The 20,196-nt window shown below is 62.8% G+C and carries 17 protein-coding genes and 1 pseudogene; 9 read left to right on the forward strand and 9 right to left on the reverse strand.

Annotated features, from left to right (window positions below):
- Window positions 1–32 precede the first annotated feature (32 nt).
- Window positions 33–956 (forward strand): hypothetical protein, encoded by a 924-nt coding sequence (locus tag J7I44_RS09510; protein ID WP_209619496.1) that lies wholly within the window; start codon window positions 33–35, stop codon window positions 954–956.
- Window positions 957–1,235: 279 nt separating this feature from the next.
- On the opposite strand, the gene J7I44_RS09515 is transcribed toward J7I44_RS09510, so the two are convergent.
- The 4 genes from J7I44_RS09515 to J7I44_RS09530 all read right to left on the reverse strand — a co-directional run bounded on the left by J7I44_RS09515 (window position 1,236) and on the right by J7I44_RS09530 (window position 2,943).
- Complete coding sequence (locus tag J7I44_RS09515; RefSeq protein ID WP_209619499.1) at window positions 1,236–1,706, reverse strand: YehS family protein; 471 nt, start codon at window positions 1,704–1,706, stop codon at window positions 1,236–1,238.
- 282 nt (window positions 1,707–1,988) lie between these two features.
- Window positions 1,989–2,231: a hypothetical protein gene (locus tag J7I44_RS09520; protein WP_209619502.1), complete on the reverse strand. Its 243-nt coding sequence runs from the start codon at window positions 2,229–2,231 to the stop codon at window positions 1,989–1,991.
- A gap of 39 nt (window positions 2,232–2,270) precedes the next feature.
- A complete protein-coding gene (locus tag J7I44_RS09525) occupies window positions 2,271–2,444 on the reverse strand; it encodes a hypothetical protein (protein WP_209619505.1) in 174 nt (57 codons plus the stop codon).
- 112 nt (window positions 2,445–2,556) lie between these two features.
- On the reverse strand, window positions 2,557–2,943 hold the full coding sequence (locus J7I44_RS09530; RefSeq protein WP_209619507.1) for a hypothetical protein: 387 nt from the start codon (window positions 2,941–2,943) through the stop codon (window positions 2,557–2,559).
- 263 nt (window positions 2,944–3,206) lie between these two features.
- Here J7I44_RS09530 and J7I44_RS09535 point away from each other — a divergent pair, with 263 nt between their 5' ends.
- Window positions 3,207–3,911, forward strand: a complete 705-nt coding sequence (locus J7I44_RS09535; protein ID WP_209619509.1) for a transposase — start codon at window positions 3,207–3,209, stop codon at window positions 3,909–3,911.
- Window positions 3,912–4,235: 324 nt separating this feature from the next.
- Window positions 4,236–4,934: a transposase gene (locus tag J7I44_RS09540; RefSeq protein WP_209619511.1), complete on the forward strand. Its 699-nt coding sequence runs from the start codon at window positions 4,236–4,238 to the stop codon at window positions 4,932–4,934.
- Between the two features lie 189 nt (window positions 4,935–5,123).
- On the opposite strand, the pseudogene J7I44_RS17015 reads toward J7I44_RS09540, so the two are convergent.
- A pseudogene (locus J7I44_RS17015) lies at window positions 5,124–5,312 on the reverse strand (transposase); the annotation flags it as partial.
- A 373-nt stretch (window positions 5,313–5,685) separates the two neighbouring features.
- Here J7I44_RS17015 and J7I44_RS09550 point away from each other — a divergent pair.
- The 3 genes from J7I44_RS09550 (at window position 5,686) to drt3b (ending at window position 10,490) form a co-directional block, all read left to right on the forward strand.
- On the forward strand, window positions 5,686–7,077 hold the full coding sequence (locus J7I44_RS09550; RefSeq protein WP_209619515.1) for a GmrSD restriction endonuclease domain-containing protein: 1,392 nt from the start codon (window positions 5,686–5,688) through the stop codon (window positions 7,075–7,077).
- 219 nt (window positions 7,078–7,296) lie between these two features.
- Entirely contained in the window at window positions 7,297–8,562 is a 1,266-nt protein-coding gene (gene drt3a / locus J7I44_RS17020) for an antiviral reverse transcriptase Drt3a (RefSeq protein WP_425599751.1), read from the forward strand.
- On the forward strand, window positions 8,547–10,490 hold the full coding sequence (gene drt3b / locus J7I44_RS09560) for an antiviral reverse transcriptase Drt3b (RefSeq protein ID WP_209619518.1): 1,944 nt from the start codon (window positions 8,547–8,549) through the stop codon (window positions 10,488–10,490). Before drt3a ends, drt3b begins: the two co-directional genes overlap by 16 nt.
- Before the next feature lie 250 nt (window positions 10,491–10,740).
- Here the strand turns inward: drt3b and J7I44_RS09565 are convergent, their stop codons facing one another.
- The 4 genes from J7I44_RS09565 to J7I44_RS09580 all read right to left on the reverse strand — a co-directional run bounded on the left by J7I44_RS09565 (window position 10,741) and on the right by J7I44_RS09580 (window position 16,843).
- Window positions 10,741–14,463, reverse strand: a complete 3,723-nt coding sequence (locus tag J7I44_RS09565) for a methylmalonyl-CoA mutase family protein (protein ID WP_209619521.1) — start codon at window positions 14,461–14,463, stop codon at window positions 10,741–10,743.
- A gap of 385 nt (window positions 14,464–14,848) precedes the next feature.
- Window positions 14,849–15,190, reverse strand: coding sequence for an EF-hand domain-containing protein (locus J7I44_RS09570; protein WP_209619524.1), 342 nt, complete (start codon window positions 15,188–15,190; stop codon window positions 14,849–14,851).
- Between the two features lie 116 nt (window positions 15,191–15,306).
- A complete protein-coding gene (locus tag J7I44_RS09575) occupies window positions 15,307–16,230 on the reverse strand; it encodes an alpha/beta fold hydrolase (protein ID WP_209619527.1) in 924 nt (307 codons plus the stop codon).
- Window positions 16,231–16,240: 10 nt separating this feature from the next.
- Entirely contained in the window at window positions 16,241–16,843 is a 603-nt protein-coding gene (locus J7I44_RS09580; RefSeq protein WP_245188085.1) for a TetR/AcrR family transcriptional regulator, read from the reverse strand.
- A 188-nt stretch (window positions 16,844–17,031) separates the two neighbouring features.
- On the opposite strand from J7I44_RS09580, the gene J7I44_RS09585 reads away from it, so the two are divergent.
- From J7I44_RS09585 to J7I44_RS09595, 3 genes are all read left to right on the forward strand, one after another.
- Window positions 17,032–17,829 (forward strand): M48 family metallopeptidase, encoded by a 798-nt coding sequence (locus J7I44_RS09585; RefSeq protein ID WP_209619534.1) that lies wholly within the window; start codon window positions 17,032–17,034, stop codon window positions 17,827–17,829.
- Between the two features lie 542 nt (window positions 17,830–18,371).
- Window positions 18,372–18,710 carry a YXWGXW repeat-containing protein gene (locus J7I44_RS09590; protein ID WP_209619537.1) on the forward strand — a complete coding sequence of 113 codons (339 nt, stop codon included), beginning with the start codon at window positions 18,372–18,374 and terminating at the stop codon, window positions 18,708–18,710.
- 226 nt (window positions 18,711–18,936) lie between these two features.
- Entirely contained in the window at window positions 18,937–20,040 is a 1,104-nt protein-coding gene (locus J7I44_RS09595) for a Glu/Leu/Phe/Val dehydrogenase dimerization domain-containing protein (protein ID WP_209619539.1), read from the forward strand.
- The last annotated feature ends 156 nt before the right edge of the window (window positions 20,041–20,196 follow it).

The raw sequence follows: 20,196 nt of genomic DNA on the forward strand, positions 1-20,196 counted from the left end.
CACCCGACGGACACGACACGAATGGAGTCCTGATGAAACGGAACACGCTCGGCACGCTGGCGAGTCTGCTCGCCTTTTCCCTCGCCGCATGCACACAGGCGCAGGATGCGGAAGGTGCACCACCGGCAAATGCCCATGAGCACAACCTGTCCGAAGCCTGCAGTTCGGTCGATGCCCAGACCGGTGAACTGGTTCCTTTCGCGCGCCTGATTCAGATGCATGTGGAACTGCGCTATCGCACCGATTACCTCCATGAATTCCACGCCGATGACGGCAGCGCAAGCGACAGGACTGAAATGAACGCGCTCGTCGAAGGATCCGCCGACCTGCTCGCCTGCACATGGAAGGAATTCGGCCGCAACCAGTACATGTTCCACCCCGCCAGAGAAGACGAACTGCCGCCCTTTCCCAACACCGCATCCGGCAGCGCAAGCCTGAAGGGCGTGAGGACCGGGCACGCCGTGGTACACGGCCAGACCATCACCACGAAGCAAACCGTGCAGGCCAACGGCAAGCTCCGCGGTCTCACCGTGTCGATCCCCACCCGCGACGAAACCATGCCGACCCAGGGCAGCTGTCTCCAGGTCGCATTCGATGCTCCGATGTCCGGCAACCTGGTGCTCGATAGCACGAGCACCGAGGGCAGCCACAAGCACGAGGAGGCGTCACCGGAGTCGCTGGAGGACGACGCCTATTCGGCATTCGCCGTCAGAACCTACGACCAGGGCGAGTCCGAGTTCACCAACAACTCGCTGACGCTCTGCGACGGCCCGCGCAACCGGCCCGACCCCATTCCGCAGGATCTGCCCGCCCGCGGCATGACGATCAGCGCGGACGAATCCGTGTGGGCCCGCAGCGGCGAATGGGTCGGCCACAACTCGGTGCCGGCCGAGCACCGCTACATCGACTTCTCGCTCAAGGTCGTTCCGCGCACGCTGCAGTATCCGAACCCCTAGCCGCACGAGCAAAGGGCTCGCGTGCGAGCCGGATGCGTTGTCACGGACGAAAAGGCCCCGCTTGGTGATACGCCCTCAGCCTGCTTCCACCTTCCTTATTGGAGAGATCGGCGCACCCGGAACCTGCGGTCAAGGGAGAGGCCGCGCCGAGCCGGGAACACGTTGGCCCGGCGATCCTTCCGGCGGCCCATCAGCGTTCGGCAAGGCCGCACTGCCGAGATGCCCGTCAGCGTGTGGCGCTACCTTCCGGTCGGTGAAAGCTTCTGAGGCGCGCGCGATTCAGGCGCCGCGCACGCGCAGCGTCAGCCCCTTGAGGAAGTTGCGCAGCAGCTGGTCGCCGCACGGGCGATAGTTCTTGTGCCCGGGCTGGCGGAACAACGCCGACAGCTCCGGCTTGGACACGGGCAATCCCGCGTCCACAAAAACCTGGTGCATGTCCACGTCCTTGAGCTCGAACGCCACCCGCAGCTTCTTCAGGACCACGTTGTTGCTGACGCGCTTCTCCACCGGCCGCAACGGCACGCTCTCGTCCCTGCCGCGACGGTAAAGGATCAGCCCGTCGAGGAAATGCGCGAGCAACTTGTCATTGCACGGCCGATACCCGGGCTCGTCTTCCTTCAACAGAAAGGCGCGCACGTCGTCCTTTTCGACCGCGAAGGACGGGTCGGGCAGACCGATGATCTCGGCCACCTTGTTGTCGCTGAGGTCGAGCATGTAGCGGATGCTGCGCAGGATGTCGTTGTTGATCATCGATCCACTTGGCGGTCAGTCGGGTGCCCAAGTTTACCGGGGGCAAGGAAAGGGGATGTGGCGAATCAAGCCCGCGCCGACCCGGACTTGGGCCGCCCGCCGACATATCCGCCAAGTGCGTCGTCGCAAGCTGGTCGAAGACAAGCAACCGGCTACGTCCCATGCCCCGACTCCCGCGTTTCGAGCTGCCTGGCGCGTGGTTTTTTGCGGGTTTGCGGTGACGCGGGTTTGCGCCATCGGCGGACACCGCAACGGCCCTCCAAAGGCGGGTCCAAAGGCGGGTCAGAGTGCGCTTTCCGAGGCTTTTCGAGGGCGACCAATCTTCACTGGTCCGGCGCTCCAGCCCAACTGCGCCTTGATCGCATTGCGGAAGCGCTCGCTGCCGAGCGCGTGCTGACGTTGTAGTTGGAGGCGTATGGCCGCCAGGTCGTCGTCCGAGATGGCCTGCTTCACCAACTCACGGTAGGCCGCTTCCTGCGACACAAGATCGGTGCCTAGCGCAAGGAAGTTCGGGTGGGGCGTCACCGGGCAGTCTGGCGGCCAGGCCCTCAAAGCGCGTCCCGCTCACTTGCCGGACTTCGAATCCTTGACCTTCTGCTGTAGCGACTGGACGAAGACAAGATCGGTCGTTCGATCCTCCATGTCTTCATCATCGAAGCTCAGCAGCTGCGCCTCGTACTTCTTGAGCGCCAGAAGCAGATAGGTCAGTTCCTTGTCGGTGAATTCGATCGTACTCATGGCACTCCTGCGCCTCAATGGATGGTGGCAACGAGGTCAATGCCCCGCTGGCTAAAGGACACTTGGGACACCAGCGCCAGGAAGGAGGCGACTGTCATCCGGCGGGTCACCGTCAGCGTGCAGTGTCCGGGCGGCTGGCCGTCGTACACCGCTGAAGCCCGCTGGGTACCGGGCGCTTCTGGTCGATGCCCCACCAATGGATTTTCTTTTGTCGCTTCTTGTCGGCGGCTTTCCAGTCGGCCGCATCCATGAGCACCAGACCCTGCGGAATCATTCGCTCGAGAAATAGCGATATCCCCTGCCCGGGATCCACCATGAACCGGTCGACCTGATCCTCGGGTATGCGCCCTTCCTGGTCGGCGATGCCTAGATCGACGAACCGGAGGTACTCGACATTTGGTTTGCTCGCGGCTCCCGATCGGAAGACGTCGCGTTCGAGGTCGACGTCCATCGCCCACAACACCGTTCCCGGCTGCGGAAAAGGGGGAAGGGAAGACATCCTAAGCTCTCCTTGTCTGGATATTCGTCCTTGGCGCCGCAGGCATTAAGCCTCGGACCGATGCGCAGCATCGTCCGATGCCCGCGCAGCCGGGTCAAGAATGCCGCGCGAGAAAGGGGACGCGAGAAAGGGGCCAGAAAGGGGTCAGGTTCATTTGCGCCCACAGCCGGGGACGAGAAAGCTCGCCGCCCGCGTCCGTCCGCTCCGACAGACGCACGCAGTAGCTGACGGCATCCTCGTGGCCTTCGGTCGGGAGTGTGTATATGGCGCGCCAGTCTCGATTGGACCTGCCGGGCGTCCCGCAGCATATCGTGCAGCGCGGGAACGACCGCAGCGCATGCTTTGCCGCGCCGGTCGACTATGGTCAATACCTGCAAGAGTTGCGCGAGGCTGCGACCAAACACAGCTGCGCTGTCCATGCATACGTGCTGATGACCAACCACGTCCATCTGCTCGTCACACCGGCCGAGTCAGGCGCCGTCTCGCGCATGATGCAGGCCATCGGGCGGCGCTATGTCGGCAGCTTCAACGCGCGCTACCGACGTACAGGCACCCTGTGGGAGGGACGCTTCAAAGCCGCTCTCGTTGATACGGCGCGCTATGTGCTGGCGTGCTACCGCTACATCGAACTCAATCCCGTGCGTGCGCTCATGGTCGAAGACCCGTCCGGCTACGCCTGGACCAGCTATCACGCCAATGCGTCCGGCCAATCCAATCCGCTAATGACGCCACATGAGACCTACTTGGCCCTCGGCGAGGACAACGACGCTCGTCAGATCGCGTACCGCGCGTGGGTCACCGAAACCATCGACCAGACGGAGTGGGCCGAGCTACGCCAACACACCCAGCAACAGCGCGCATGGGGAAGCGACCGCTTTCGCAAGCAGGTCGAGGCACTTACCCTGCGAGCGGCAACTGTCCGTCCCCGCGGCCGGCCCAGAAAAGACCCTCCCGCCAGGGGAAAATGAACCTGACCCCTTTTTTCTTCAAAAGCCGCGGAAAGAGCACTCTGACCCGCCTTCTCTGCAACGACGACCGCGCGGCACTTTCGCGCCGGCGTCTGTTCGGCTGGCTCATTGCCATCAACGATGCCGACAACGGGGTTTTCCTGCCGCGCTACACGTCCCGGCCATTGCCCGCTCACCCTCAGGCCCCACACCACGGGATCGAGTTACACACTCCCGCCGAACGGGGTCAGGTTCACTTTCTGACGGGCGAGCGCGGCCGACTCCCACAGCCAGAGGCGGCCGCACGCACTAGCGGGCCTCGGCCCCTGGTCCAATGCTCAGTAGATGGCCAGACAACCTCGACTCGACCTGCCCGGCATCCCTCAGCATGTCGTCCAGCGCGGCAACAACCGCCTGCCCTGCTTCCTGGATGACAACGACCGCCGGCGCTACCTGCACCTGTTGTGCGAAGCGCTGCTCGATACCGGTTGCGCGCTGCACGCCTACGTGCTGATGGACAACCACGTGCATCTTTTGCTGACACCGCCCGAAGCGGGCGCCATCTCGCGCCTGATGCAGAAACTCGGGCGCGGGTACGTCGGACAGTTCAATGCACGCCACCGGCGCACCGGCACCTTGTGGGAAGGACGCTACAAGTCATGCCTGGTCGACAACGAAGACTACGTTCTGCGGTGCTACCGCTACATTGATCTGAACCCGGTCCGCGCACGTATGACCGACAGCCCGATCGCGTACGCTTGGTCGAGCGCATCCGCTCACTGTGGCCACCGCACGGACCTTCTTCTCAGGCACCACCCGGCCTACGCAGCTCTGGGCGCGGCACCTGATGCACGCGGGGAGGCCTATCGGGGCCTGCTGCGCGAAACACTATCGGACGACGACCTGGCCGCCATCCGAACCTACCTACAGCAACAGCGCGCATGGGGCCGGGACGATTTTCGCGCCATGGTCGAGGCCAAGACCCGCCGCTTTTCCGGTATCCGCCCCGCCCACCGGCCACCGCGCCCGTCCAACCCGCGGTAAGTGAACCTGACCCCGTTAGCTGCCTTCCTATCCGCGCTGCCGCGGCACCCGCCAGCTAGCGGAAAGTGCACTCTGACCCGGGATTTTCCCTCTCCACATCCCCTGAGCGCCACCATCGGTGGAAGCCGCAGTGGCTCTCAGCCCATCGCCCTCCCCGTCGTCAGAAATTGTCCCTGGCACCTTTGTTGGCAGGTGCACGTGGTTGGTCATCAACACGTACGCATGCACGAGACAGCCGTAGCGCAGCGAAGCCTCGCGCAGCCCCGTGAGATAGGCGCGATAGTCCGCATCCTCGAAGAAACACGCCTGCCGGTCGTTACCGCGCTGCACGACGTGCTGGGGAACACCGGCAAGATCCGGGCGCGGCTGGCGTGGCATGAGTCTCTCCCAAAAACACCAGCGTGCCGCGCGTCACCACACGCGTCTGTCAGTCATCGCCCCAGCCCGCGTCAGGAAGGGGCTCTGACCCCGTTAGTTCTTGACTTGGCCCTCGGCGAGGACAACACCGCTCCCAGATCGCGTACCGCGCGTGGGTCACCGAAACCATCGACCAGACGGAGTGGGCCGAGCTACGCCAACACACCCAGCAACAGCGCGCATGGGGAAGCGACCGCTTCCGCAAGCAGGTCGAGGCACTTACCCTGCGAGCGGCGACTGTCCGTCCCCGCGGTCGGCCCAGAAAGATGCGAGTTTGACTCGCACATCGACCCTTCCCATTATCTGAGTGAGACACCGAGGGGAGATTGGTCGGATGGAAAGTGGCACGCTCACACGCCAGCACGAAACGAAGTCAGTTCTCGACCTCGTCAACCTCTATAACCAAGGCGCCCTCGAGCTCTCACCGGCATTCCAGCGTGATTCCGTCTGGAAGGACACTGATCGAAGGAAGCTCATCGACACGGTCGCACGCAACTATCCGCTGCCCGCCATTTTTTTATACAAGTGTGCGCAAGCAGGCGGCTTGCACTACGCCGTTATAGACGGGAAGCAACGACTTGAAACCTTGCTCGGATTTCTCGGACACGTTAAGGGGAAGGGTTTTGAGGCGAAGCTTGAGATATCTGGAACTGACGGGCCGCAGCTCGTATCGGCGCGGACCCTCAGGTCGAATGGAAGGCACCACGAGCTCCGTTCCCATTTCCTGGGTTACAAAGTTCCCATCATCGAGGTGGAAGGCCATCTTTCCGACGTCATGGAACTTTTCGTCCGCCTGAACTCGACCGGTAAACCGCTCAAACAACAAGAAAAGCGTAAGGCGCGCTACTCCGGCTCACCGTTGCTCGTTCAAGCGACGGCGCTAGCGATGAAGCTCGAAAAGTATTGGCGCCAAACCAAGGTAATGAGCGATCAGCAAATCGCACGTATGAAGCATGTCGAACTAGCTGCCGAGCTCATGCTCAGTGCACACCAGGGGACCGTCATCAACAAGAAGGCCGCGATCGACAAGGTCATGATGACTCGTAGCATTCCCGAGGCACAATTGCGGAAGGCTGCGGCCAAGGTCTTCCATGCGGTGCGGATGGTCGGGCATGTGTTCCCACAGCTTCACACGACACGCTTCGTGAAGGTTGTCGACTATTACACCCTTGTGGTTCTGGTCGGACGCCTGATCGATCAGGGCGCAATCCTCACGGACCGCAAGCGACAGCAACTGGCAGCCGACCTCTTGAAAGCCTTTGGTATCGGAGTGGACCAATTGAGGGAGCAGCAGCGATCGCTCAAGACCATCAGAGGCGAAGCCTCGATCTACAGGGACTACCTGCTCACTGTGTCCCAGATGACGGATGACGAGAGTCAGCGGCGCCGCCGAGAAGACATTCTCACCGGCGTGCTGGGCTCGGTGTTCGACAGGAAGGATGAGCAGCGCATGTTCACAGAGGAGCAGCGTCGCATCCTCTGGAACAGCAGCGACGAGAAGGAGTGCAAGTGCTGCGGTGAAACGCTCGGCTGGCACAACTTCACGGTGGATCACGTGAATCCCCATTCAAAGGGCGGCCGCTCGGTTCTGGATAACGCTGCGCTGATGTGTCGCTCCTGCAACTCCTCCAAGGGAAACCGCCGCACCACGACAAGCACCGTAGCCAAGTCCAAGCAACCAGCGCTCGCACGCAGCGGAAAGCGACGACTCAAGCAACCGGGATGATCCCCGCCAGCCTTAATCGAAGCGGGTCAAATCGAAGCGAATCGCAGCGGGTCAGCGCCCGGTTCTTCGAGGTACTTACACCCTAACCGATATGTGTGTGCGCCCTAAGACCTCTCGTTGAACCTAATCTGGAACGCCCCCTCGGCGCGTTCAGTTTCAAACTTGGACTCAAATATGCCGATACCCAGCCAAAGATTCACGCGACGCGAGCTCAATTGGATGCGACGCTGGAGGAGTCAAGCACACCTCCGCTGCGGGAATGGCCTAGTACGTCCGACGAGTCCATCCGAATGGCGTCAATTCCTCGGTGAGATCGAAGAACAAATAAGTAGGGGAACCTTCAAGTTCAATGGTCTTAGGTGGCATAAGATCGGTCCGCGTACCGCACTCTCGAGCAATCATCTCGAGGACGTACTTGTTATAAGAAAAATCAGCAATAACATTAGGCGTTGTTATGGCGTTCGAGAATCTAACAGAAGCCAGCTTATCCGCACAGCTAAACAGGCACTTGCAGAGTCTGTACCAAAAACTATTTTACGCATCGATATTAAGAGCTGTTACGAAAGCATCGATCGTAACAAGCTACTCAACAAGATCCAGTCTGACTCGCTCGTCTCTAGTGAGACTGTAAGCCTCGCCAAGCAACTATTTCGTGAAGCCACAGCGCGCTCTAAAGCGCATCGCTCCCAAGGAATTCCACGCGGGCTTATCCTTAGCACCACGTTGGCCGAGCTGGCGCTGCGTGACCTAGACAAGAAATTACGCGCGTTACCCGGCACCTATCTTTTATTGCGTTACGTCGACGATATTCTAATTTTCACGACAGCTGACCGAGAACATGCGACGGCTTCCGTCCGTGAGTTATTAGCCGAACTTGGGCTCAAAATCAATGAATCCAAATTCTCGGCTGTAAGAGTAGGCTGTAACTGCGAAATCCAATGCACGCATGGCCACACTTGTCCCTGCGCGAAGGGATGCCTCTGCATTGATAACCCGCATGCGCGGTGCGAGTTCGACTTTTTGGGATACAAACTCAGCTTTTCCCCGCATAACACGAAAGACCCGAAGAAGCTAAACGCGATAAGTTGCACTTTTTCGACGCGAAAAATATCGCGCATTAAACACAGGGTATGGGTCGCATTCTACGCGTTCGATGTCGATCATGACTGGGAACTCCTGATGGACCGCATACGCTACCTAGCTGACAATCAAAAGCTGGAATCACAGCCAAGCAGACGAGGGCTCCTTGCCGGTCTCTCATATACGCATGCTGAGTGCGATCCTGGCGATCCAACTGTGGAAACCTCGCTTTCACGGTTAGATCAATTTTATCGAGCGAAACTCCGGGCGATAAAACAACTTATTCCCCCTATCGCGTACGAAAGGCTCGCCAGACTGAGCTTTCAATCAGGATTTGCGCACCACAGGCGAACCGACTTCTCTGGGAGCCGGGTCTTACAAATCAAAAAATGCTGGGCGCGGTGATGCCAAAAAAAATACCCATCGATCGAACAAATTCCCTCCGGGCGATCCTAACGGACACTCTTCCTTACGAGCTACCGTTGTTTTTCACTAACGAAAAGCTCTATGTGGAGGCGACCGGCAAATTCCAAGGACTTCCGTCGCTAGTCAGCACCCTACTCAATCCGAAAGGAGCTACCAAGCCAATTATCTATCAGGTGCAAAAGGGCGGCGGCTCATTTCGGAAAATCACCGTTCTCCATCCAGGCGCGCAACTCAAGCTCGCGGGATTCTATGGCGAGTTCGACTCTTTTATTGAGAGCGCCTGTGCTCGCAGCACTTACTCGCTTCGATACCCAAGCCGTGTCGGCAGTCACTACTTTCAGAAACAATATCTTGAGTCTGAGGAAACGGACAACGAACTGCCCGAGACTGAGATTGATCCGGTTTCGCTCTTGCCGCAGCGCAAATGGGCCTCCAGTTACTTTTCTTACCGTCGCTATTCGCAAATATACAAGTTCTTCTCGTCCGACGAATTTACTCAGCTCGAACAAAAATACAAGTTCATGCTCAAAACGGACATCGCGAGATGTTTTGAATCAATATACACGCACTCTATCGCATGGGCGGTCCGCGGCAAAAATTTTGGCAAAGAGCACAGGGGCAGGATTTTCTTCGAAGCCGAGTTCGACAGATACATGCGGGACGCCAATTGGGGCGAAACTGGTGGCATTCCTATCGGGCCCGAGGTATCGCGCATTTTTGCCGAGATCGTATTGCAATCTGTCGACCTGGCGATCGAGCGATCATTAGGCGCCGTCTCACAGCAGGTGGTAATCCGGCGATATGTGGATGACTATTTCGTGTTCGGCGATTCCGAAGACACGCTCCATCGAGTCAAGGCAGTAATTGAGAAATGCGCCTCCGATTACAACCTGCACCTAAATGAGCGAAAAACGGAGATCATTCGAAGGCCGCTAATATCGAAGCTGTCAGTCGCGCGGTCGCAGACTATGTCCGCGATCAGCAGCTTTATGTTGAAGGCAAGGAATAGTCTCGATGAGCTTCAGACTACATACTTTTCAGTCCGCGACATTGACAACATCGTGCTACAAATCAGGCATATAGCCAAGGTCCACGATACAGATTATTCTGCCCTCGCCTCGCCCGCCCTAGCAGTTATAGGTCGAGATCTCACGAGAATACGAAGGCGAATTGACTCCCAGTCTTTTCGACTTCCACGCCAAGGAAGTATCGTCATCGAGGCAATCCTTCGCTTGTCCGCCTTCTTATATCAAATGGATATTAGGGCAACAACCACCCACAAACTCGCCAAGGTGCTTTACGAGGCCTCGCTTTTTATCACAAAAATTGACGCCTCTCGCAGCACTTTTGAAGCCCAGGTGCAGGATATCGTCCGGTCCTCCCTTGGAATTTCGTCTAAATCTAGCATCCACGGGCCGGAAATAATAAATCTCCTGGTTGCTGCGGACGCCGTTTGCTCATCGACGCGAACGATTTCTCCAACGATGCTCGAGCTAGGCATTGGGCAGTCTTTTTCGGTGAGCGACAACCTCAGTCGATTAAACTACTTCGACCTGGTTAGCTCACTATACTTCTCTAAGGGGTTTAGCTCGTTTGCACATATTCGCCACCCCGTTTGCGAAGAGATTGAAAGACGCATTGAAGGGTTAGGCAATAGACTTCACTCCGGCTCGACAGAAACGATGTTGTTCTTTGACTACGTCAGCTGCCCTTATGTTGATGCGGCGAGGCGCCAAGATACGTTTCAAAAGACCTGCAAGAGTTACGGGATCAGCGTCAATGCGCATACCGCCATCGCTCAAGCGAATTTGGTTGGCGAGCGACTACATTTTGTCACTTGGGCGGGATCGTCTCAGCTCCGGTCCCTGCTTGAGCGAAGAGAGTTGCAGCCTGCGTATGACTCGTGAAATGATCTCCCCCGGGGCGAGGCAGGGAAGCGCCAGGTGTGAAACACCTGCACCTGCTCGATCTTGAGCGGCTCCTTGGCTCAAGTGGCTTTTTGAGGCGTTAGGCGCGAGAGCGGCGCCGTATGCGCCTCCTGTGCTAGATGGGCAACCTCTAGTGCAGCTCACACACAAGCTTCTCTTTCCTCGCCCACTAAAAAGCCCGCTTGCGCGGGCTTTTTAGTGGGCAACGTAGCGAATTTGGTTTCTCCCCTTACATATTCCGCCGATACTCCCCACCCACCTCATACAACGCGTGGCTAATCTGCCCCAACGAGTTGTACTTCACCGCCTCAACCAGTTGCTCGAAAACGTTCTTCCGCTCCCGAGCCGTCTGCTGCAACCGCTTCAGGCTCTCAGGCGCCAACCCATTCCGCGCCTCCCCAAACCCCCGCACGTTCGCAATCTGCTGCCCCTTCTCCTCCTCCGTGGAGCGAATCAGCTCGATCTCGGTCGCCACTTCCCCGCCGTGCTCCTTGGCCAGGAACGTGTTCACCCCGATCAGCGGCAGCGATCCATCGTGCTTCTTGTGCTCGTAATACAGCGACTCTTCCTGGATCTTGCCGCGCTGGTACATGGTGTCCATCGCCCCCAGCACGCCACCGCGCTCGCTGATCGCCTCGAACTCCTTGTAGACGGCCTCTTCCACCAGGTCGGTCAGCTCCTCGACGACGTAGCTGCCCTGCCAGGGGTTCTCGTTGAAGTTGAGGCCCAGTTCCTTGTTGATGATCATCTGGATCGCCACGGCGCGGCGCACGCTCTCTTCGGTCGGCGTGGTGATGGCTTCGTCGTAGGCGTTGGTGTGCAGGCTGTTGCAGTTGTCGAACAGCGCGTAGAGCGCCTGCAGCGTGGTGCGGATGTCGTTGAACTGGATCTCCTGCGCGTGCAGCGACCGGCCGGAGGTCTGGATGTGGTACTTCATCATCTGGCTGCGCGGGCTGGCGCTGTAGCGCTCGCGCATGGCGCGGGCCCAGATGCGGCGGGCGACGCGGCCGATGACGGTGTACTCCGGGTCCATGCCGTTGGAGAAGAAAAAGCTCAGGTTCGGCGCGAAGTCGTCGATGTGCATGCCCCGGGCGAGGTAGTACTCGACGATCGTGAAACCGTTGGAGAGGGTGAAGGCGAGCTGGCTGATCGGGTTCGCGCCGGCTTCGGCGATGTGGTAGCCGGAGATCGACACCGAGTAGAAGTTGCGGACCTTGTGCTCGACGAAGTACTGCTGGATGTCGCCCATCATGCGCAGGGCGAATTCGGTGGAGAAGATGCAGGTGTTCTGCGCCTGGTCTTCCTTGAGGATGTCGGCCTGCACGGTGCCGCGCACGGCCTGCAGGGTCTCCTGCTTGATGCGGGCGTAGGTTTCGGCGTCGACGAGCTGGTCGCCGGTGACGCCGAGCAGGCCGAGGCCCAGTCCATCGTTGCCCTTGGGTAGCTCGCCGGAGTAGCGCGGGCGCTGGCGGCCTTCGTAGAGCTTGGCGATCTGCTGCTCGGTCTCGGCCCAGCGGGCGGCGTCGGCCTTGAGGTGCTTCTCCACGTTCTGGTCGATGGCGGTGTTCATGAACATCGCCAGGATCATCGGCGCCGGGCCGTTGATGGTCATGGAGACTGAAGTTGTCGGCGCGGACAGGTCGAAGCCGGAGTAGAGCTTCTTCATGTCGTCCAGGGTGGCGATGTTGACGCCGGAGTTGCCGATCTTGCCGTAGATGTCCGGGCGCGGGGCCGGGTCTTCGCCGTACAGGGTGACCGAGTCGAACGCGGTGGACAGGCGCGTGGCCGCGCCGCCCTGGCTCAGGTAGTGGAAGCGGCGGTTGGTGCGCTCCGGGGTGCCCTCGCCAGCGAACATGCGGGTGGGGTCTTCGCCGGTGCGGCGGTACGGATAGACGCCGCCGGTGTAGGGGTAGTGACCGGGGAGGTTTTCCTTGCCGAGGAAGAGGAGTTGGTCGCCCCAGTTGGTGGTTTTGGGTGGGGCGACTTTGGGGATCTTCTGGTGGCTGAGGGATTCGCGGTAGTTGTCGACGCGGATGGTCTTGCCGCGGACTTGGTATTCGTTGACGTCGGTGGTGACGGATTCGCGGAGCTTCGGCCAGTCGCGCAGGAGATGGGTCGACTCGGCGGAGAGTTCCTTGACGGCTTCGTTGTAGCGCTGGCGTAAGAGCAGCAGTGTGCGGTCTACGGCAGGCGCTTCGACTTCGCCCTGCGGGCTACGCTCAGCGCGAACGGTTCCATTGGAGGTTTGCGCAAGACCCGTACCCTCACCCTCGGTCCCTCTCCCGGAGGGAGAGGGATGCACAGCCTCGGCCTTGGAGGTTGAGGGAGGCAGAGCCTCGGCCTTGGGGGTTGAGGGGTGCAGGGCGTCGCGGGGGTAGAGGTCGAGCGGGCGCGGGAGCGCCTGGTCGCCCAGTTCCTTGAGCGATTCGTAGTAGTGCTGGGCTTTGCTGGCGGCTTCGGCCTGGCGGGCGATGGAGCTGTTGATGCCCCGGCCCTGCTCGGCGATTTCGGCGAGGTAGCGCACGCGGCTGCCGGGGATGAGGACGGTGGCGCGCGGTTCCTTGAGGCTGGTGTCGAGGTCGGGCTGGAAATTGCAGTTCGGGCTGCCGATGGCGTGGGGAGAAGAAATGGGGTCAGAGTCATTTTTCGACCCACGCCCCTCGCCTGTGCCACCGCCTTCGTTCGAAAAATGACTCTGACCCCATTTCTTCTCTCGCAGCAGGCGGCAGAGGTTCACGAACATCCAGGTCACGCCCGGGTCGTTGAACTGGCTGGCGATGGTCGGGTAGACCGGCACGTCCTCGTCCTTCAGGGCGAAGGCGGTGCGGTTGCGCTTCCACTGCTTGCGCACGTCGCGCAGGGCGTCTTCGGCGCCGCGCTTGTCGAACTTGTTGAGCACGATCAGCTCGGCGAAGTCGATCATGTCGATCTTCTCCAGCTGGCTGGCCGCGCCGTAGTCGGACGTCATCACGTACATCGGGAAGTCGACCAGGTCGACGATCTCCGAGTCGCTCTGGCCGATGCCGGCGGTTTCCACGATGACCAGGTCGTAGGGCTGGCTCTTCAGGAAGGCGATGCAGTCCTTGAGCACCTCGTTGGTGGCCATGTGCTGGCGGCGGGTGGCCATGGAGCGCATGTACACGCGGTGGCTGCGCAGGGAGTTCATGCGGATGCGGTCGCCCAGCAGCGCGCCGCCGGAGCGGCGGCGGGTCGGGTCGACGGCGAGCACGGCGATGCGCATCTCGGGGAAAGCGTGCAAGAAGCGCAGCAGCAGTTCGTCCACCACGGACGACTTGCCGGCGCCGCCGGTGCCGGTGAGGCCCAGCACCGGGGTCTTGCGGCCGGCGAGGTCCCATTCCTTGCGCAGGTGGCCCAGTTCGTTCTCGCCCAGGCGCGACTCTTCGATGTCGGTGAGCATGCGGCCGACGGAGATCTCGTCGTCGATGTCGACCTTCGGCACGCCCGGCTGCTCGGCCTTCAGGCGCGCAGCCTGAGCGGCGCGGGTGCGCTTGATGACGTCCTCGATCATCTCGGTCAGGCCCATCTTCATCCCGTCGTTGGGGTGGTAGATGCGCTCGACGCCGTACGCCTGCAGCTCGCGGATTTCCTCGGGGGTGATGGTGCCGCCGCCACCGCCGAACACGCGGATGTGGCTGGCGCCGCGCTCGCGCAGCATGTCCACCATGTACTTGAAGTACTCGACGTGGCCGCCCTGGTAGGAGGACAGCGCGATGGCGTCGGCGTCTTCCTGCAGCGCGGCGCGCACGACGTCTTCCACCGAGCGGTTGTGGCCCAGGTGGATCACCTCGGCGCCTTGGGCTTGGATGATGCGGCGCATGATGTTGATCGCCGCGTCGTGCCCGTCGAACAGGCTGGCGGCGGTGACGAAACGCAGCGGGGTGGTTTCGGCCTGCGCGGCGGTGGCGGGGACGTGGCTGGCGGGGGAACTCATGGCGACTCCGACATCTCTTTGCTCTGAACCCTTCGATTCTAGTGGGTTCAGGGTTAAGCGTGCGGAGCGGGGGCTTTGCTGTGGAAGCGTGGCGGTGTGCGACTTTGGAGCGCGGCGCTAGCGCGCAGGGGCGCTCCGGGGAGGGCGCGCGGGGTGTTGCGGCGAGGTGGAAGTTTCGGCGTTTGCGTTCTGGAACCAGGGGGCGAGGTGTGCGGACGGTGTCGGAGAGAGCGATTCGGCACCGGTGTTTCGAGAAGGGGTTCAACCAGACATGGGCTTCCTGTAGGGGCGCAGCTGTGCGCGGCCAGGGGCATGGCGGTCGCGCACAAGTGCGCCTCCTACAGGGGGCGATGGTGCGTGGGTGTGCCGGCTGAAGGGCGGGGATTCAGCCGCCCGAGCGATGTCGAGGCGCGGGTGTGGCGTCGCTGCCGCCGGCCTGACCGCCGCTGTTGAGTGCGGCCTGGGCGGTGGCGAACTCTCGCGGATCGAGCGCGCCATCCTGGTTGCTGTCGTAGGTGGACAGGCGGGAGCGCAGCAAGGACATGTCCGTCGGGATTTCGGAGCGGGAGAGGTGTCCGTCCTGGTTCTTGTCCAGGTTCTGGAACATGGCGCTGGTGTCGTTGCCTGCCTCGGCCTGCTGCGCCCAGGCGCTGCTCGCCGAGGCGATGGCCAGGATGCAGAACGCGACCGCGCCGCCTCCGCCGTTGAGCCATTGTCGGGTTTTCATGGGTCTCCTCCTTCGGCAGATCGATCGGTACGCGCCCGTTGGCGCGCGCGCCGAATCTGCGCCGCAGGAGGTGAAGTGCGACTAAAAACCCGCGATGGCGTTCAGCCAGCGGACGCTCAGGCGATGCCAAACGGCAGGTTGGCCGAGGCCACGACCCGTTCACCGACGGCCTCGCCACGCACGAAAGCGAGCACGGCCTCGACGACCTCGGGCGCGTCCAGCACGCGGTGGTGACCGAGCCACTGCGTGGTGAGCAGGCGCGCGCCGGGCCAGTGGCGGGCGTAGCGCTCGCCCTCTTCCCACGGCACGTCGGCATCGTCCAGGTCGTGCACGATCAGGCCGGGCTGGCCGAGCGCGGGGACGTGACGGTGCATTTGCAGTTCGTCGACGGTGACGCCGGTGCGCTTGACCAGCCAGGCGTAGAACGGGCGGCGCAGTTGTTCGCCCAGGTGGACAAAACGGAAGTAGCGGGTGGTGGCGGCGTGCATGTCGGCCGCCGGTGCGATGAGCACGAGGCGACGCGCGCGCCAGCGTTCGCCCTGGGCCAGCGCGAGCGCGGCGCCGCCGAGCGAGTGGGCGATCGCGAGCTCCGCATCGCCGTAGTGGCGGCCCACCGCGCGCACGGTGTCGGCAAATTCCGGCAAGGTGCAGTAGTCGCCCGAGCTCAGGCCATGGCCGGGTTGGTCGAAGCTCACCACGGCGTAGCCGAGCGCGCGCAGGTGCTCGATCCACGGCAGGAAGCGCAGGCCGAAGCTCGACCACCCGTGCACCAGCAGCACGTACGGTTGCGTGACCGGGTCGCCCCAGACATAAGTTGCGATCGACTGGCCGTTGACCGGCAGGGTCTCGCGCCGCATCGATGCATCGGGCGTGGCGGCACGGGCGCGCACGCGGCTGCTCGCGAAGGGCTTGGCGAACAGCCGCGCGGCGCGGTCGGCCGTGCGCCGCGGCGCCAGGGTGCCGCCGAGGGCGAAGCTGGTGCGGACGGTCGCGAGCTTGAAGCGGGCGGCCAGGCCGGGACGGCGCATCACGGTGGACATCGGTCGATCCTCAAGGTTGCCAGCTGCGCCACAGGCGCTCGAAGGCGGCGTGGACGCGCCCGATGGCCTGCTCGAAGCCGAACAGGCCGGCGTCGTGGTGCAAGCCGAGCATCAGCGCGTAGATCTCGAAGGCGAGCTGTGGCGCGTCGGTGTCGGCGCGCAGGTGGCCGGCGGCCACCGCCTGGGCGATGCCTTTTTCCAGCTCGCCGCGCCAGCCCGCCTGCTGCGCGACGACCGCGTCGTGCAGCGGGCCTTCGCGCCCGTCGTATTCGCCCGCGGCGGTGAGCAATACGCAGCCGCTGGTGTGCATGCGGCCCCATTCGCACCACTGGGCGACGATCGCGCGCAGGCGCGGCAGGCCGCGCGGGGCGGACAGTGCCGGCACCAGCACGTGCGCCATGAAGCGGCGGGCGGCGGCATCCAGCACGGCCAGTTGCAGGTCCTCGCGCGAGCCGAAGTGGGCGAACACGCCGCTCTTGGACATGCCCACGTCTGTGGCGAGCGTGCCGATCGACAAGCCTTCGAGCCCGCCCACGCGGGCCCGTTCGTAGGCGTGTTCCAGGATGAGTTCGCGGGTGGCGAGGCCTTTGGCGGGGGTCGGCGTGGCGGTCATGCTGCGTAAAATAGCACGATCGTTCGTTCTATTGAACATGCGATGTTTCCCGCGCAAGAACGCGCTTGGGGGCGACCGGATGCATGGCGGTCGCGCCGAAGGGCGCTCCTACACGATGGGCGCGTTCATCGGATTTAGGCGGGCGCTGCGGCTAAGCTTGGCTGCTGCCATCGCAAAGGAGACGCCTCATGAAGCCCCGCCTGCTGATCGCCGCAGCCCTCGCCTCGCTGCTTGCCGGCTGCGCCACCTCCCCCACCGGACGCTCGCAACTGATGGTGGTGTCCGATGCGCAGATGAGCCAGATGGGCCTGGCCTCGTTCAACCAGATGCGCCAGGAGGGCAAGTTCGCCAACGCGCCGAAGGAGCGCGCCTACGCCACCTGCGTCGCCCAGGCGCTGATCTCGGTGCTGCCGCCGCCGTGGAACACGCAGCAGTGGGAAGTGCAGATCATCGAGGACAACACCGCCAACGCCTTCGCCCTGCCCGGCGGGCGCATCGGCGTGAACCAGGGCATGTTCAAGGTGGCGAGCAACCAGGACCAGCTGGCGGTGGTGCTCGGGCATGAGCTTTCGCACGTGGTCGCGCGCCACGGCGCCGAGCGCGTCTCGGACAACATGGCGGCGCAGGCAGCGGTGGCCGCCGGCACCATCTACGCGGGCACGCGCGGCGGTGATGCCGGCAATGTCGCGGCGCTGCTGGGCGCAGGCGCGACCGTGGGCATCCTCCTGCCCTTCTCGCGCACGCAGGAGGCCGAGGCCGACACGCTGGGCCAGCGCTACATGGCCCGGGCCGGCTTCGACCCGCGCGCCGCCGTGACCTTGTGGGAGAAGATGGAGAAGCAGGGCAGCGGCGGCACGCCGGCGTTCCTGTCCACCCATCCGGCGCCGGACAAGCGCGCGCAGGTGCTGGGCCAGCAGGCGCAGCAACTCATGCCGGTGTACCAGCAGGCACGGGCGGGCGGGCATTCGCCCAACTGCAGGATGTAAAGCGTTTCCTTCCGGCTGGAGGATCGCGGCAGGGGCGCCCCCATCCGCCTGTCGGCACCTTCCCCCGCGTTCGCGGGGGAAGGCTCGGTGGGGGAGCGTCCCGTGTGCGTCTGCTTCCCCGCGTTCGTGGGGGAGGCTTGGTGGCGAGCGCACCAATTGCGTTGCACTTCCCTGCGTTCGTGGGGAGCTTCGGTGGCGAGCGTCTCATGTCTGTCACCTTCTCCGCGCTCAAGGGGGAAGGCTCGATGGCGAGCGTCCCATGTGTGTCTACTTCCCCGCGTTCGTGGGGAAGGCCCGGTGTCGAGCGTCCAGCGTGGATCTACTTCCCCGCGCTCGCGGACAGGCTCGGTAGTGAGCTCCCACGGGCCGGTCCTTCCCCCGCCACGCGGGGGAAGGCGCCCGAAGGGCGGATGGGGGAAGGCTTGCGCGGAGCCGCCGACCTGCCCGCGGCTGAACGCGCGTGAGCAACGCGTCAACACCGGATCGGCCACCACGTTTCCCGGACTGCACGCCGCTGCGCGCGGCGCCCACCGGAGAACACGATGATCGCCATCACCCGCCCTCTCGCCCTGCTCGCCGGCCTTGGCCTTGCCCTGGGTGCGGCCGCTTACGCCCCGGCTTCGCAGGCCAACCCCCACGTGACGGTCGACGTGCGCCTTGGTGTACCGCCCCCGCCTCCGCCGGTCCGCGTGGTGCACGTGCGACCCCGGCCGGGCTATGTGTGGGCGCCGGGCTACTGGCGCTGGAGTCCGCGCATCCATCGGCATGAGTGGCGCGAGGGCTACTGGGTGCGCGAACGTCCCGGCTACCGTTACCGCCCGGCGCGCCGGGAACGGCACGGCCGCGACTGGCGTTTCCACCGCGGTCACTGGCACCGCTGAAGGCCGCCGCCGGGCGCGCGTCGCGCCCGGCTTGCTGCGCCGCAGAAACGGGCGGCGGCCCGACGTATTAAACTAGCGGACTGAATCGACCGCCCCGGCCCTTGCCGGGGCTTTGACTTTCAAGCGTTTTTTCCGCCTGAGGCGGTCCGCACTGGATCGGCCCGCCACACTTTCTGCGGGATGCCCTCCCCAAGGCATCCGCCAAACTCGTGGAGTCATCGTTCCAATGATCTTTGAAACCATCGCCAAGACGGGTCACGAAGAAGTCGTCTTCTGCCACAACCAGGACGCCGGCCTGAAGGCCATCATCGCGATCCACAACACGGTGCTGGGCCCGGCGCTCGGCGGCCTGCGCATGTGGCCGTACAAGACCGAGCAGGACGCGGTCAACGACGTGCTGCGCCTGTCGCGCGGCATGACCTACAAGAACGCCGTGGCCGGCCTGAACCTGGGCGGCGGCAAGGCGGTGATCATCGGCGATCCGTCCAAGGACAAGTCCGAGGCGTTGTTCCGCGCGTTCGGCCGCTTCGTCAACTCGCTGGGCGGCCGCTACATCACCGCCGAGGACGTCGGCATCGACGTCAACGACATGGAATACGTGTTCCGCGAGACCGAGTACGTCACCGGCGTGCACCAGGTTCACGGTGGTTCGGGCGACCCGTCGCCGTTCACCGCCTACGGCACGCTGCAGGGCCTGATGGCCGCGCTGAACTTCAAGCACGGCAACGAGGACGTGGGCAAGTACAGCTACGCCGTGCAGGGCGCCGGCCACGTCGGCTCGGAGTTCATCAAGCTGCTGCGCGAGCAGGGCGCGAAGGTGTTCGTCACCGACATCAACAAGGATGCGGTGCAGCGCTGCGTCGACGAGCTGGGCTGCGAGGCGGTGGGCCTGGACGAGATCTACGACGTCGACGCCGACGTGTACTCGCCGTGCGCGCTGGGCGGCACCGTCAACGAGCAGACGATCGATCGCATCAAGGCCAAGATCATCTGCGGCGCGGCCAACAACCAGTTGGCGACCGATGCGATCGGCGATGAGCTGAACAAGCGCGGCGTGCTGTACGCGCCGGACTACGCGGTCAACGCCGGTGGCGTGATGAACGTGTCGCTGGAGATCGACGGCTACAACCGCGAGCGCGCGATGCGCATGATGCGCACGATCTACTACAACCTGGGCCGCATCTTCGAGATCTCCAAGACCCAGAGCGTGCCGACCTACCGGGCGGCCGACCGCCTGGCCGAGGAGCGCATCGAGTCCATCGGCAAGATCAAGCTGCCGCACATGGGCAATGGTGGTACGCGCTTCCAGGGGCGCATGCGCGGGCAGTAAGCCTCCGCTCGTTCCGGTATGGAAAAGCCGCCTCCGGGCGGCTTTTCTTTGGTTCTTCGTAGGTTTCCGTGGAGCCCGCTCTCCTTGATCGATACCTTAGACGTCTCCAAAGGGGCTAAGGGGCGCGTTCCATGCTGGATCGGAAGACGATCGAGA

The sequence above is a fragment of the Frateuria flava genome (assembly GCF_017837635.1).
GTDB classification, from domain to species: domain Bacteria; phylum Pseudomonadota; class Gammaproteobacteria; order Xanthomonadales; family Rhodanobacteraceae; genus Frateuria_A; species Frateuria_A flava.

What these genes read in the sequence shown, in the direction of transcription:
- J7I44_RS09590 (WP_209619537.1), top strand. Translation starts at nt 18,372, where the DNA reads ATGATCGCCATCACCCGCCCTCTCGCCCTGCTCGCCGGCCTTGGCCTT.
- J7I44_RS09530 (WP_209619507.1), bottom strand. Translation starts at nt 2,943, where the DNA reads ATGTCTTCCCTTCCCCCTTTTCCGCAGCCGGGAACGGTGTTGTGGGCG.
- J7I44_RS09585 (WP_209619534.1), top strand. Translation starts at nt 17,032, where the DNA reads ATGAAGCCCCGCCTGCTGATCGCCGCAGCCCTCGCCTCGCTGCTTGCC.
- J7I44_RS09510 (WP_209619496.1), top strand. Translation starts at nt 33, where the DNA reads ATGAAACGGAACACGCTCGGCACGCTGGCGAGTCTGCTCGCCTTTTCC.
- drt3a (WP_425599751.1), top strand. Translation starts at nt 7,297, where the DNA reads ATGCGACGCTGGAGGAGTCAAGCACACCTCCGCTGCGGGAATGGCCTA.
- J7I44_RS09540 (WP_209619511.1), top strand. Translation starts at nt 4,236, where the DNA reads ATGGCCAGACAACCTCGACTCGACCTGCCCGGCATCCCTCAGCATGTC.
- J7I44_RS09580 (WP_245188085.1), bottom strand. Translation starts at nt 16,843, where the DNA reads ATGACCGCCACGCCGACCCCCGCCAAAGGCCTCGCCACCCGCGAACTC.
- J7I44_RS09515 (WP_209619499.1), bottom strand. Translation starts at nt 1,706, where the DNA reads ATGATCAACAACGACATCCTGCGCAGCATCCGCTACATGCTCGACCTC.
- J7I44_RS09525 (WP_209619505.1), bottom strand. Translation starts at nt 2,444, where the DNA reads ATGAGTACGATCGAATTCACCGACAAGGAACTGACCTATCTGCTTCTG.
- J7I44_RS09570 (WP_209619524.1), bottom strand. Translation starts at nt 15,190, where the DNA reads ATGAAAACCCGACAATGGCTCAACGGCGGAGGCGGCGCGGTCGCGTTC.
- drt3b (WP_209619518.1), top strand. Translation starts at nt 8,547, where the DNA reads ATGCTGGGCGCGGTGATGCCAAAAAAAATACCCATCGATCGAACAAAT.
- J7I44_RS09565 (WP_209619521.1), bottom strand. Translation starts at nt 14,463, where the DNA reads ATGAGTTCCCCCGCCAGCCACGTCCCCGCCACCGCCGCGCAGGCCGAA.
- J7I44_RS09535 (WP_209619509.1), top strand. Translation starts at nt 3,207, where the DNA reads ATGGCGCGCCAGTCTCGATTGGACCTGCCGGGCGTCCCGCAGCATATC.
- J7I44_RS09550 (WP_209619515.1), top strand. Translation starts at nt 5,686, where the DNA reads ATGGAAAGTGGCACGCTCACACGCCAGCACGAAACGAAGTCAGTTCTC.
- J7I44_RS09595 (WP_209619539.1), top strand. Translation starts at nt 18,937, where the DNA reads ATGATCTTTGAAACCATCGCCAAGACGGGTCACGAAGAAGTCGTCTTC.
- J7I44_RS09575 (WP_209619527.1), bottom strand. Translation starts at nt 16,230, where the DNA reads ATGTCCACCGTGATGCGCCGTCCCGGCCTGGCCGCCCGCTTCAAGCTC.